Here is a 13541-nt window from a genome sequence, read left to right as displayed (position 1 = left end):
AAGTCTAGCTAGTCTTTTTTTCTGTCCGATCTTATTATTTCACTTTAAGGCCCATGGCTTGGGCGACCTTAGTAAATACTTCAGTGTTTTCGTAGATTCCAGTAAACAACTGAGCATTTTTACCCATGGCTGTAATAGGAATATCTACTGCTGTATGACCCGAGGTCGTCCAGTCCACCACAAAATTCTGTTTGGAATTAGCGATGGCAAACGGACCATCCTCTTTAGAAATACCGTCGCCTGACTCATCTTCAGCATCCACAGCTTCAATAGAGAACCCACCTGTTTCATGGTCAGCGAGAACTAAGACAAGGGTATCGGGATTTTTTTTAGCAAAATTTTTGGCGACCTGTACGGATTTATCCAACTCTTGCCCCGCTTTAATTGTCATCTTGGCGTTGTTTTGGTGTGCAAATTCGTCAGTACCTTCTTCTTCAACCATCAGGAAAAATCCTTTTTTATTTGCTGCAAGCGTGTCTATCGCTTTTTTCGTCATTTCAGGCAAGGATACAACCGGATTATAAATATCTCCTTCACCCTCTGGCTTTTGCTGGAACATTTCCTCGTTTGCAAATAACCCGAGAAGCTTGCCGCTTTTCGCCTTTTGCATATCTGTTTTGTTCGTTACATAGGAATATCCAAGCTGCTTAGCTTTTTCTACAAGGTTACCTTGAGTACCCTTACTCTTCTCTGAAGGATCTTCAGTAGGCTCATCCGCGAACGTTCCTGGATTTCCTGCCGGATACCAGAAATCTTCGCCTCCACCGAGAAGAACGTCAACTTTGCTCTTGGTTAGGAGCTGCAGAGCGATATCACTTTGTTTGGAGCGATCTTCGACATGAGCGCCGAAGGCAGCGCCTGTAGCGTCTGTAATTTGACTTGTAGTTACAACACCTGTAGATTTTCCTGCTGATTTTGCATATTCCATAATGGTTTGGACGGACTTTTTATCTGCATCCATCCCGATGGCTCCGTTATAAGTCTTGACTCCGCTGGCATAAGCTGTGGCTGAAGCAGCTGAATCTGTAACAGGGACAGTGGAGCTTGTATGAATGAGTCCGGCATATGGCATAGAATCCATCGCTAGATTTCCTTTTTCACCTACTGTAGCTAGGCGGATGGCATTGCGCTGGGCACTTCCCATCCCGTCTCCGACAAACAGAATCACATTTCGTGTGTTTGATGAAGCTGCATTGGCTTGATTAGGGGCATGCGTAATGACTACGTTGGAAACGAAGAGAGCAGTTGCTGCAGTTGCTACAATGGCCGTCTTAACGCCGTGCTTTTTCGGTGATTTCATAATTTCCCTCCTAATGTATGTTTACAACCTCATACTATAGTAATTACATTAAGAGAATGTTTTCGTTACTTGTAAAAAATGTAAAAAGCGCTGTTGAACATTTGATTTTGCAGTAGGTATGGTTTCAAAATAAAATATATCTAGGTGTACGATTACAATATTTAATATATTCAGCTCCGAATACGGACTTTAAGTGCTGTTCTTCCTGAAGAATAAGTAAATGTATGGCGATAATGTTAAGTAGGAATATAATTAGTGTTAATAGATTTGGGTACATAAGATATAATCCCAGAAACATGAGATCAAAACCGACAAATGCGGCGTTTCTGCTAAATTTATATATACCATGCGTGATGAGTTTTGTTACAGTAGTCTTATCAATCCCAACTCTCCATGAAGTGCGCATAGCAATCATTGCTTGAATAAAAATGAAACATCCGAGGGCCGCTACCCCAACCCCGAAAAAGTGAATGACGGGATTATCAAACTGCTCACCGACTAGTGTAACTATGTATGACTCAGCTAAGGAGAACGCAAACCACGTTGCACCCCATACAAAAGTGGTAATCTTAACGAATAGCTCGGTATAATGAATCTTGGCTAGTTTTTTACCTTTTGCTAATACATTTCCTTTAATATGGTTCTTCTTGTATAGGATAACGAGCTTCATAAGGTAAGAAATAAGGAAAATGCAAAAAAGAATGAGAGATAGGATATTTTTTAGATTATTCAATGTATTTCCTCCTCACTAATACATATGAATGATTGCTCATATGTTTATCTATATCTTATTTCTTCATGCTGTGCGTGTCAACCCAATATTACTTCAGGAGGATAACGTGTTAAGAACAGTGTATAAGAAATGGTGGTTATGTGTGTTGGTTATAGCGGTTATTGCATTAGGAAGTACTGGAATCGGAATGCTTGTCAAGCGAGCGGGGGTTTCAACATATACTTCAAAAGAGTATAAGGTCACTTTGAAGTATCCTTCCGATTGGGTAAAGAATCCAGAATATGATGAAAAATATCAGGGGGAAAACGGATTCTTTCAATTATCCGCTTTTTCTGGTGAGAGGTTATCCATTGATGATGTAGCAAACATGGATGCATTTCATCAACTGAAGCCTTATGGCTCCGATCCACAAATCATTGAGATGAAAATGCAGGGGCAGAAAGAAAAGGAAATAGAGGCGCGTTTGATTGTGCCTTCTGCTGATCAGGTAGAGGAATGGAACCATCAGGCCGCTATTATCATGAAATATCCAGAAGCTGTGAATATAGGAGACGCCTTGTATAACTATTTTATTTTATGGGCCGATATAAAGCATGTGGAGGATATAGGTCAGACTGTACGATTTTCTGGGAAACCGTAAAGCATTTGCGTACGAAGAAAGTCCAGTGGCTTATCTGCTGGGATCTCTAAGAAATATTCCAACTGCCATTTTTGTGTCTTTTGAGCCTGACGACTTGTGGGAGTATCCCATGGCGGGTACACACGTATTGCTCTTTTTCCACCTTCGCCTTTATTAGATAATATATCTTGGTTAGCTAGGGCTGCTTTTGGAAATACAAATTGACCAAAGTCATTTTCCTTGCGTGTACTTATAACGAAGAGATCGGCAGGATCAGATATGTCATAAGGTTGAATCGGCCCATCTCCAGTTCTCTCCCATAACGTCACAAACTGCCCGATCTTTGTAGGTGTGATTTTTGCAACACGGAATCTAATGGATAGCGCGTTTAAATTAAACATATACGCACCATATTCAGCATTGTGTGGTTCATGAATGTGATCAGAGCAATCAAGATTGCAAGGGTTATATACAAGTTCCTGGGTAGCAAGTAGATCACTATGAATAATATCTGAAGAGCTTTGTTTCTTAAGTCTCATCTGTTCAAATCTCCCGGTTGAGTCCCATTGAAACTCCTAATGCTCACTATCTTAATGCAAGAATAGCGAGTTCACAAGCGTGAACAGGGCAGATGTTCCGGAGTCGTTTATTTTTGAAGTATACTCAGATAATTGTAGAGGTATTGCAGAGAGTGAGTTTTTTTAATATAAAGAGCGCTATTTAAATGATCTATGGGGGAGTTATAGGCTTTGGATATAAAGAATAAACAAGTTGAACAACGGTATTGTCCATTATGTAAAGAATTGAATTATTGTGGTGCTGACAGTGGTGGTTGTTGGTGTTTTCATACGGAAATTCCTGCAGAACTACTAGAACGGGTACCTTTAGAACTGAGAGGCAAAGCCTGTATTTGTCAAAGATGCGTAGAGGCGTTTAAAAAACATCAACCGGAAATTTAACTAACTCAAGACGAAAACAGTAATTATATTGTGTATACTTAAATAGTAATATAAAAAACATATGGGGGACACAGATGAGAAAGCCTATAATTGCAGTTGATATGGATGACACGATATGCCATCTAGTCAAACGAGCTATATACCATAACAACAATGATTTCCCCACTCATGTACTGAAGTACGAGGAGATGCTTGATTGGAATACGGACCATTTACGTCATCCAGATTGTACACAAGAGGTATTCTATGGGCGGCCTGGTTTATATGAGGAGCTTGAATTGTTCGACGAACATGTTGTAGGTGAAATGCAGAAGCTTCACAACGCTTATGATGTTATTATCGTTACGGCGGCCCAGCCCCAGGCAGTTGTTGAAAAATGGAACTGGCTGCAGAAGCATATGCCGTTTATTCCCCTAGAAAATTTCTTCCCTTGTAAGCGAAAGAATCTTATTAATTATGATCTTCTGATTGATGATGGGGTTCACAATTTGGTTCCTGCATTGCAGGACGGAAGGAAAGTACTTTGTATTCCTCATCCATGGAATTTGAGAGCTCGTGAACAATACGGATTGCCGTTATTGACCTCATGGGAAGGTGCAAAAGAGAAGATTGATGAAATATTGGGAACTCAAGAGAATCGTTGAGCTGTGGAGAGTTGTTCACTTAGAACAATTCTCTTTTTTTATGTTGTTATTCAAGAAAAGCAGTATTGACACGATGAATTAATTGTATATAATTGGAATAGACCGACGGTCGGTCTACGAAGAGGAGGACTCGAAATATATGAGGATTTCAAAAGAACCGGAAGAACGCAGAAATGAAATATTAGATATAGCAGAAATGCTTTTTTTTACTAAAGGCTATGCGAGAACTACAGTGAACGACATCTTGCAGGAGATCGGGATTGCCAAAGGTACGTTCTATTATTATTTCAAGTCGAAGGAGGAGGTTATGGATGCGGTGGTCATGCGATTCATCGATGCTGGAGTGGACGCTGCCAAGATCATTGCTGCTGATTCAAAGCTCTCCGTACATGAAAAGCTGCTTCAAATCATAATGGCGCAGAAGCCTGATTCGGAGAGAAAAGGTCAGATGATTGAACAGTTTCATCAAGCTGAGAATGCACTAATCCATCAGAAAAGCTTGGCTGAAACTATTTTGAAGCTAACGCCTGTATTAACAGAGGTGATTGAGCAGGGAATCGAGGAAAACTTGTTCCACTGTCCCTATCCTAAAGAAACGATGGAATTTCTGTTGGTCGCCTCACAATTTCTGTTTGACGAAGGGATATTCAAATGGGAACCGGAAGAGATCATTCTTAAAATTCAGAGCTTTATTTATATTATGGAGACTACATTAGGCGCTGAAAAAGGAAGCTTTTCTTACGTAACGCAAATGTTTGAGTAAGGTTCGAACAAGGAGGATGAATGTGACGCAGGGGAGAGATCGTCAATGCTGCTACAAATTGTGAAAAAAGATTTTCAAAGGAATAAAATCATAACGATCGTCTTATTTATTTTTATGATGTTATCGGCTTTGCTTGCTGCCTGTGCTTCTCAAGTCATTATGGAATTGTCCGGTTCTTTAAGTAATTTGCTGGATAAATCAAAAGCTCCCCATTTTGTTCAAATGCATGCTGGTCCAATAGATAACGCAGTTATTCAACAATTCGCCTCTACAAATCCACTTGTTAAGAATCAACAGACAGTAGAAATGCTAAGGATAGATGGCTCGAAGATTGTCTTGGGTAACAGCAATAAGTCGGAAGAGAACAGCGTAATGGATATAGGTTTTGTTAAGCAGAACCCATCATTTGATTTGCTGCTGAATTTAGAGAATCAAGTGATTAGGGTATCTAAAGGAGAAATCGCAGTTCCTATTTATTATAAAAAGCAGAATGATCTGAACATTGGTGATCAGGTAACCCTTTCCAATGGACAGTTAGATCAAAAATTTATTGTTACGGATTTTGTCCGTGACATTCAAATGAATCCAGCAATTGTTAGCTCTAAGCGCTTTGTTGTAAATGACACGGATTATAATGCACTTAAGAAGAATCATGGAGAAGTTGAATATCTAATTGAATTTCAAATCACCGATTTAAGTAGACTTAGCGAGTTCCGAAATACCTATCAATCCTCAGATATGCCCGGTAAAGGACCAATGATAGACTATCCTTTGTTTAAGACGCTGAATGCGCTGACAGATGGGATTATTGCAGTTGTCATTATTTTAGTAAGCATCCTTCTTATGATGATTGCCACCCTATGTTTAAGGTTTACGATGATCGCGACCTTAGAGGAGGATTACAGAGAGATTGGCGTCATGAAAGCAATAGGAATCTCACAGCGAGATATTAGAAGGATCTATTTGGCAAAATATATGGTGATGGCAGCATGCGCCTCACTGCTAGGATATTTATTATCTTTGGGTGTGGTGCGATTGTTTACAGCGAATATCACCTTGTACTTGGGGACTGCTCCGAAAACGATCCTTCAGCCTATTGTTCCCGTCTTAGCGGTCGGTCTGATCTTCGGGATGATTGTGTTCTTTTGCAGAGTTATTCTTAGAAGGTTTAATCGTATAACAGTAGTAGAAGCTTTAAGGTCAGGGACTGTGGGAGAGATGAAAGGCAATACACGTAGAATGGATCTGAGTAAGCGCAAGCATCTAAATGTGAATCTTTTTCTTGGCCTAAAGGATGTTTATGGACGCTTCACCATGTTCGGATTGTTATTCTTCGTATTTGTGATCTGTTTATTTATCATTCTTGTGCCAGTGAATATATTGAATACTCTTCAGTCCCCACGGTTTATTTCTTATATGGGTGTAGGTCAGAGTGACATGAGAATAGATTTGCAGCCATCTGATCAAATAGAGAAGCGATTTAATGAACTGATAACGACGCTACATAAGGATCCAGACATACTTAAGTTCTCACCATTAATTACTTCTCGATTTAAAGTGCTAGGCAGTGATGGGGTATGGGAGAACATCAATGTTGAAACAGGAGATTTCTCTATTTTTCCGCTCACCTATGTTAACGGAGGAACCCCTGAAAGTGGAGATGAGATTGCTCTTTCTGATCTGAATGCCAAGGAATGGAACAAAACGGTAGGGGATAGCGTTATTCTGGAGGTGGATGGCGCTTCGAAAAAATTGACGGTTAGCGGGATCTACCAAGATATAACGAACGGTGGTCGAACTGCAAAAGCCCGATTACCTTATAACCCGAAGTCCGTGCTATGGTATATCGTAGCTTTAGATGTGAATCCGAATGTTTCCGTTCAGGAGAAAATGGATCAATATGCAAAGTTATTTTATCCAGCCAAAGTTACTCATCTAGAAAGCTATTTATCTCAGACGCTTGGGAATACGATTCGCCAATTAAAGCTGGTCACTGGCTTATCCATAGCCATCTCGATATCAATTTCAGTATTGATTACAGCTTTATTTCTAAAAATGCTGCTAGCGAAGGACGCCTCACAAATTGCGATTTTGAGAAGCGTTGGCTTTACGTTGGAAGATATTCGAAAGCAATATCAGGTAAGGCTACTATTGGTTTCAGGTCTTGGGATCATTCTTGGAACCTTTGCAGCTAATACCATCGGTCAAAAATTCGTTCAATTACTCGGATCTTTTATGGGAGCATCCAAAATACAGTTTGTAGTTAATCCGGTTGTAGCTTATCTTGTACTCCCTCTTTTTTTCATGCTCATTGTAGCACTCACAACCGTAGTAAGCACGATATCGATGAAGAAATCCAATTTATCTAAACTGATTGTCGAATGAGGGTGAGGTGGTAGTATGTTCATATTAGAGACGAAGGGTTTAAATAAAACTTTTGTAACCGGGCAAGGAACCCCGCAAACGGTATTAAAAGATGTTCATCTACAGGTATCGAAGGGAGAATTCGTAGCTATAATGGGGCCTTCTGGCTCAGGAAAATCAACATTGCTCTATACGATCAGCGGTATGGATCGGATGACTTCAGGAAGTGTTGTTTTTAAAGGGCAGGACATCAGTGGTCTTTCTGAGCGTGAATTAGCTGAACTGCGTTTAAATCAAATGGGATTTATTTTTCAGCAGATGCATCTTTTAAAAAACCTGACTATTCGCGACAATATCATCTTATCCGCTTATCGAGCTAAAATTGTTAGTCGTAGAACCATCAATAACAGAGCCGCTGAGTTAATGAGAAAAACCGGAATCTCCGCACTCGCTGAGCGTGATATTACACAAGTGTCGGGCGGACAACTGCAAAGAGCGGCGATCTGCAGGTCAATCATCAATGAGCCTGATATTCTATTTGGTGATGAGCCGACAGGTGCACTGAACTCTAAAGCTGCTAGTGAAATTATGGAGATATTAATAGATATTAATCAGACAGGTACAACGATTCTACTGGCTACGCATGATGCGAAAGTCGCTGCTCAGGCAGAGCGTGTCCTATATATGCTGGATGGCAGTATAGCTTCTGAGCACAGGCTTGGAAAATTTAATCGATTAAATGGTGACTTAAAAGAACGGGAAGAGAAGCTGGCTGCCTGGTTGTTTAAATTAGGATTCTGATTGTTCTAGGATCATACCTATAATGCTTTTCATACACTATCCAAAAAGGAGTTATGCTCTTTATGGATAGAAACCCTAAACTAAGCAACGTGACCCAAGCTTATCTGAATGAATTCTGCAAGATACTCCAAACCATGATTAGAAGGATGACAAGTGTCCCCCTCTTATGTAGCATTTCCAATACCTTTATTCGGCAGATGATTCCACATCATCTAGCAGCCATTGAGATGTCTCGGAATATTCTTAGGTACACGACAAATCTGGAGCTGCAGAGCATCGCTACAAATATCATTTCAGCACAAACTAATAGTATCTCCAATATGCAAGCTATTCAGTGTAAATGCAGAATGCTGACAAATACAGATTTCGAACGATCTCAGTATATGAAGAGGTTCGAGAAAATAGCGCAAACTATGTTCGCGGAAATGGGATCTGCAGCTGTAACCAACGGAGTGAATGCTAATTTTGTACGAGAGATGATTCCTCATCATGAAGGTGCTGTGCGAATGTCAAATAACGTTCTTCAGTTCAATATTTGCCCAGAGCTCAAACCAATTCTGTATGCCATTATAACAACCCAATGCGAAGGTATTAAGCAATTAAAAAATCTATTAAATCAACTCGATCATTGCTAATATAGCCTTATCCATTAAAGCGATTGCTTACCCCGGATCTCCGGATCAAAGCAATTGCTTCTTTAGTTTACGGCTCAGAGTTATAGAGATATACTTTATATGTTTTACTCTATCAGGAAAGGAATACATAACATGGGAGATCTGAATTATAACTTAAATTTTGAAATGCTATGTGCAAAATACAAGTTAGGTAATCTGAAAAATGAACCTGAACAGGTAACAGGCGGCCTTCTTCACAGAATGTATCGTCTACAAACGGACAAAGCGCTTTATGCAGTGAAAGCTCTAAACCCTCAAATTATGCAGCGAGATACTGCTATGTACAACTATACTCTTTCTGAAAAAGTTGCGAATATGGCTTATCAAAATGGAATAAATGCGGTACCGGCGATTGTAACCAATGATTGTTTTATGCATGAAATTGAGGGTCAATTCTATTTATTGTTTCCATGGGTCGAAGGTAAAGCTTTGTCATCAGGAGAAATTGATATGGAGTGCTGCAAAGTGATTGGCGAACTCCTTGCAAAACTTCATAAGATCGATTTCTCTACACTTCTTGATCATCATCCTAATGTGAATCTTGAGCCAGTAAATACATCCACCGTTCTTTGGAATAAGTATGCTCTACAAGCAAAACAGGAGGGTGTGGAATGGTCTGCCTTGCTATTAGATCACTTGAGCCAAATAAATCATTGGGAACAACTAGTAGATTCTTCAGCGGAACAATTATCGAATCATATGATAATCAGCCATAGAGATTTAGATCAAAAAAATGTACTATGGGATGAGCATCGCGTACCCATTATTATTGACTGGGAAGCAGCAGGGCCTATCCATCCAACACAAGAGTTAATTGATGTAGCTCTTTATTGGTCAGGTTTTGAATCGGGAAGTGTAAGCAAAGATGCCTTCTGCACACTTATTAGTACCTACCTGGGTCATGGTGGCGGGATTTATGCTAACTGGTCCGATGTTCTCAACTATGGTTTTCATGGGAAGCTAGAATGGTTAGCTTATAATATCAGACGATCACTTGGAATAGAGAGTACGGATGATACGGAGCGAGAACTTGGAACCCTTGAAGTAACCAGAAGTATATTAGGGTTAAAGGACTACGCTGATTTTATTCCAGAGTGTATTGAATGGTGTAATCAAGTCTACTAAAGGAGAACTTATATATGAATGTAGTAAACGCTACCATGGAAGATATAAAAGGGTGGCTGGAGCTGGCGGCAGAGGTGGAGTCTCTTTTTGGACCCATGGTAGATGATCCGAATTTCACGCTAGCCTTAGAGAAAAATATCAGTCGACAAAGTGCTTTTTGCATACGAGAGAATAGTGGTTCATCAGGTTCTCGATTACTGGGTGGAGTGTTATTTTCTTTGTCCAACGCCCCGAATTATAAGATTGGTTGGTTGTCAGTTTCAAAGCAAGCAAGAAATAGAGGAGTAGCGACAGCCCTACTTAACCATATTCTACAAAGTGTTGAAGCTCCCTCAGAGATATTGGTTACTACTTTTGGAGAGGATCATCCAGAAGGTCAACCTGCTAGAAGATTTTATCAGAAGTTTGATTTCGTTCCTATGCAGAATAGAGTTCCAAATGGCCCCGAAGGCGGTTCAAGACAAAATTTCAAGCTGACGATCGCTCACGAGGATTCATTATGAAGAAAATAATGTATTTATCGACGATTTCATTTTTCTTGTTAGCGATTTCTTTTAGCCCGTTGTTCAACTATATCCGTGAGTATATAATTTCAGATCAGATCCAACAGCGTTATAAGATAGACCATGCTGAAAAAGGGTATAACACTTTAAACGTTCAAGAACTAGTGGTTGACGATAAGCATATTAAAATTGAAGAAGAAAATACAGGCAGGATTGCAGAATTGACGCTCTGGGATAAAGAGGAGAATGTCCCGCCTGGTGATATTGTCAAAGTGCAGTTTCTATTAAATGATCAGAAAATCTCAACCCCTGATGAAATATGGTTGTCTAATCGGGAAAGAGGAAGCAGATATTTCTCATGGATAGATATCCTTACTGTAAAGGATCGAAAGACTGGCGAAAAAGAAATCAATATAGTCCAAAGGCTTACAGATGATAGTCAGCCGATGGAAAAGCAAAAATGGAAAATAATCACGATTTCGCATGATGGCAGCATAGAAGAAAAATCACTGAGTTATGCTCAAAGAAGTGATAATCCTCTAGGTGTCAAGCTTATCGAATTTTCGGGTACTGCACTAATGGGTATGGGTTACTATTCAGATATTGCTAAAAGTTATCCAAGTGTAATTTTTCCTCTGATTTATCCATTTTTAACAGGTGTGTTGGGAATTTTCTTATTGATCATTACAGTTGTTCAATTACTGATTGAGCTTCAACATAGGCGCGTAATAAGGAAAAATGGGCGCTAATGTTCATAAGAGGTTGTGAATTTACCTGTAATCACGAATCACCTTTAACTTAGTCAACGTCGATAAAGCAAACAGTAGTAGCAATACACCGATGGAACCCATGACAGGGGCTGGACTGAAATGATCAGACAAGGCTGAGACGGCTGTAAGGCCAATAGAGGGCGCTACACTCATAATGGAGCCAAGTACACCGAAAACTCTGCCTTGTATGTCCTCCGAAACTTCCAGTCTGAGAATGGTATTGATCAGCAATGTACAGAATGAGAACATGAAGCCAATCAGTAGAATGATGGGAATGGCTAACGCAGCGGTAGTGACGAACGATAACAGGAGGTACATGGGACCCAGACATAACAGTCCAGTCATAATGAGGAAGCCTCGATTCTTTAATTTGGAGCCGAGAAACAAGATCATGCTCGAGCCAATCATATAACCTAGTGGAATACAGGCTTCCATCAGACCAAACTGAAAGGGGCTAGAATTCCATACTTTGACGGCCATGACTTGCGTTAGCATCAGGGAAGGCATAAAGAACAAAGTGAGCGTGGGGAGCATGATGATAATTGCTCGTGCGAAGGGGTATTTCCAAATATAACGAACGCCATCCGCAAGATCCTGCGTGAATTTTCTTTCTTCCTTAGGTCCGTTATTCACTCGGTTTGGCAGTGGAAGGGAGCGGACAGCAAGAACCAGTAGAAAGGAAACAAAAAATGTAGCTCCATCAAATAGGATGGCATCGGCCGCACCAAAACTTGCTACAAAAATACCTCCAGCTGAAAACCCAATCGTTCGACAGATGTTCTCCGACAAGTTCAGAATCCCGACTGCTTTTTGAACATGCTCCTTGCCAACAACAGTGGTGATAGAAGCTTGATAAGCAGGGGATTGGAATAATGCAGAGACAGTTGTAAGTCCCGTCAATATGGCCACGATAACGAATGATGTTGAAGACATAGATATAGCTAAAGCAAGCGTAACTACTAAACCACAGCTTATCAGATCTGTGACCAACATAATGGTTCTGCGGTTGATCCTGTCTGCCAGTGTACCTCCTATCGATCCGAGGAATGAACTGAGCAATAAATTGATGATCGTAATAATAGCTATCATTTTAGCGCTACCGGTTGTCTGAAGCACCCATAAACTTAAAGCAATGCTGTGAAAGGTATTTCCAAACAGGGAAATGGAATAAGAACTGAGTAGTAGCATAAATCTCCGGTTTCCCCAAAGGGTAGGATGGGATTGAACGGCGGTGGATGCATGTTTTGCTAAAGCGGGATCTGTCATTGGTTACTCTCCTCTCTACTTAAGCGCTTAAGTCAATATCCAAAAAAAATTAATCCACAAAATAACGATTATTCTCTTGTGCGGGGTAGTCAGAGCGATCTAATAACTCTTGCATCAGTTCAAAAGCGGTGGCTGCCTTATCCCCTGTGAATACAAATTTCTGCACATTTTCACCAAGCATTTCTGGGCAATTACAGGTACAAAGAACAGAAAGACGTGAGAATACCCCGGATTTTTCAACATAACTCCCAATAAACTCATTAATAACGATGGCTTCTTTGAAGATCCCCTTGGATAAAATTGTATTCAATTCCTCCAGATTTTGAACTTTGAATATAGCTTTTTCAGATAAAGGAAGACTGTCTTGAATAAAGCGAGTGAGGAGGGAGTTATTGAAGCTCTCCATAATTAAACACACCTCTGAAGGATCCTCCGGCATTACCTTTTGTAGCGCTAAACGATAATTGAAAAGAACTTGCTTAAACAGCTTATCTTCAACCATACTGTCGATCAAAATCAAGGGAACACCTTCTACAAAATGCTTGGAAATCGAGTAGAAGGATTCATCTTGGACATCGATCAGAAAGACGGCTTCGAGTTTTCTTTCGACGATGATATCGAGTGAAGGGTGATCAGTACCAAGAGAGTATAAAAGTGTATGATATCCGGCATCTGTTAATCGCTGTTCCAAAGCACGAATAAATGTGAATTGCGCGTAGAGCTTCCAAGGAGGTAACTGGGTAGAATTATTGACAAGCACGCCTATCAATCCCGTTTTTTTATTGGCAAGTGAACGGGCTGCTAGATTAGGAATGTAATGAAGTTCTTCCGCGAGGAGTAGAATTTGATTACGGGTTTTCTCAGGAATGGTTTGGTTATCGACGCGGTTCAGAACATAGCTCACAGTTGCAACGGAGACATTAGCTCGTAGCGCGATGTCCTTCATTGTAGTCTTTTTCACCAGTAAACGACTCCCTTTTTGTATGATATTTCTAAAGATTAACATTCCGATTCCAAAGC

General features: G+C 40.2%; 15 protein-coding genes. 10 read left to right on the top strand and 5 right to left on the bottom strand.

Going from position 1 to position 13541, the window contains the following annotated elements; translation table 11 throughout:
- Positions 1 to 34: 34 nt before the first annotated feature.
- A complete protein-coding gene (locus tag ACN6MV_RS20255; RefSeq protein WP_419884720.1) occupies positions 35 to 1300 on the bottom strand; it encodes an alkaline phosphatase in 1266 nt (421 codons plus the stop codon).
- 124 nt (positions 1301 to 1424) lie between these two features.
- The gene (locus tag ACN6MV_RS20250; RefSeq protein WP_419884719.1) at positions 1425 to 2033 is read right to left on the bottom strand and encodes a methyltransferase family protein; all 609 of its coding nucleotides are present in this window, start codon (positions 2031 to 2033) and stop codon (positions 1425 to 1427) included.
- Between the two features lie 106 nt (positions 2034 to 2139).
- Between ACN6MV_RS20250 and ACN6MV_RS20245 the strand changes: the two genes are divergently transcribed.
- Entirely contained in the window at positions 2140 to 2673 is a 534-nt protein-coding gene (locus ACN6MV_RS20245; RefSeq protein ID WP_375103398.1) for a peptidase M56, read from the top strand.
- On the opposite strand, the gene ACN6MV_RS20240 is transcribed toward ACN6MV_RS20245, so the two are convergent.
- The gene (locus tag ACN6MV_RS20240; protein WP_419884718.1) at positions 2643 to 3191 is read right to left on the bottom strand and encodes a MepB family protein; all 549 of its coding nucleotides are present in this window, start codon (positions 3189 to 3191) and stop codon (positions 2643 to 2645) included. The genes ACN6MV_RS20245 and ACN6MV_RS20240 overlap by 31 nt on opposite strands.
- A 210-nt stretch (positions 3192 to 3401) precedes the next feature.
- Here ACN6MV_RS20240 and ACN6MV_RS20235 point away from each other — a divergent pair, with 210 nt between their 5' ends.
- The 9 genes from ACN6MV_RS20235 (at position 3402) to ACN6MV_RS20195 (ending at position 11234) form a co-directional block, all read left to right on the top strand.
- On the top strand, positions 3402 to 3611 hold the full coding sequence (locus ACN6MV_RS20235) for a cysteine-rich CWC family protein (protein ID WP_339287341.1): 210 nt from the start codon (positions 3402 to 3404) through the stop codon (positions 3609 to 3611).
- Between the two features lie 74 nt (positions 3612 to 3685).
- Positions 3686 to 4255: a 5' nucleotidase, NT5C type gene (locus ACN6MV_RS20230; RefSeq protein WP_339287340.1), complete on the top strand. Its 570-nt coding sequence runs from the start codon at positions 3686 to 3688 to the stop codon at positions 4253 to 4255.
- Positions 4256 to 4394: 139 nt separating this feature from the next.
- Positions 4395 to 5018: a TetR/AcrR family transcriptional regulator gene (locus tag ACN6MV_RS20225; protein ID WP_076120727.1), complete on the top strand. Its 624-nt coding sequence runs from the start codon at positions 4395 to 4397 to the stop codon at positions 5016 to 5018.
- Between the two features lie 45 nt (positions 5019 to 5063).
- Complete coding sequence (locus ACN6MV_RS20220; protein WP_419884717.1) at positions 5064 to 7403, top strand: FtsX-like permease family protein; 2340 nt, start codon at positions 5064 to 5066, stop codon at positions 7401 to 7403.
- 15 nt (positions 7404 to 7418) lie between these two features.
- On the top strand, positions 7419 to 8183 hold the full coding sequence (locus ACN6MV_RS20215; protein WP_042129292.1) for an ABC transporter ATP-binding protein: 765 nt from the start codon (positions 7419 to 7421) through the stop codon (positions 8181 to 8183).
- A gap of 62 nt (positions 8184 to 8245) precedes the next feature.
- Complete coding sequence (locus ACN6MV_RS20210; protein WP_419884716.1) at positions 8246 to 8818, top strand: DUF305 domain-containing protein; 573 nt, start codon at positions 8246 to 8248, stop codon at positions 8816 to 8818.
- A 132-nt stretch (positions 8819 to 8950) separates the two neighbouring features.
- Positions 8951 to 9982, top strand: a complete 1032-nt coding sequence (locus tag ACN6MV_RS20205; RefSeq protein WP_076120723.1) for an aminoglycoside phosphotransferase family protein — start codon at positions 8951 to 8953, stop codon at positions 9980 to 9982.
- Between the two features lie 14 nt (positions 9983 to 9996).
- Positions 9997 to 10485 carry a GNAT family N-acetyltransferase gene (locus tag ACN6MV_RS20200; protein ID WP_419884715.1) on the top strand — a complete coding sequence of 163 codons (489 nt, stop codon included), beginning with the start codon at positions 9997 to 9999 and terminating at the stop codon, positions 10483 to 10485.
- A complete protein-coding gene (locus ACN6MV_RS20195; RefSeq protein WP_042129286.1) occupies positions 10482 to 11234 on the top strand; it encodes a hypothetical protein in 753 nt (250 codons plus the stop codon). Before ACN6MV_RS20200 ends, ACN6MV_RS20195 begins: the two co-directional genes overlap by 4 nt.
- A gap of 21 nt (positions 11235 to 11255) precedes the next feature.
- On the opposite strand, the gene ACN6MV_RS20190 is transcribed toward ACN6MV_RS20195, so the two are convergent.
- Positions 11256 to 12521 (bottom strand): MFS transporter, encoded by a 1266-nt coding sequence (locus ACN6MV_RS20190; RefSeq protein ID WP_042129284.1) that lies wholly within the window; start codon positions 12519 to 12521, stop codon positions 11256 to 11258.
- Between the two features lie 49 nt (positions 12522 to 12570).
- Positions 12571 to 13482, bottom strand: a complete 912-nt coding sequence (locus tag ACN6MV_RS20185; protein ID WP_042129282.1) for a LacI family DNA-binding transcriptional regulator — start codon at positions 13480 to 13482, stop codon at positions 12571 to 12573.
- Between the last annotated feature and the right edge of the window lie 59 nt (positions 13483 to 13541).

The organism is Paenibacillus sp. B-A-8 (genome assembly GCF_048572915.1).
Classification (GTDB): Bacteria; Bacillota; Bacilli; order Paenibacillales; family Paenibacillaceae; genus Paenibacillus_AQ.
This window is presented reverse-complemented; position numbering and strand designations above follow the sequence as displayed.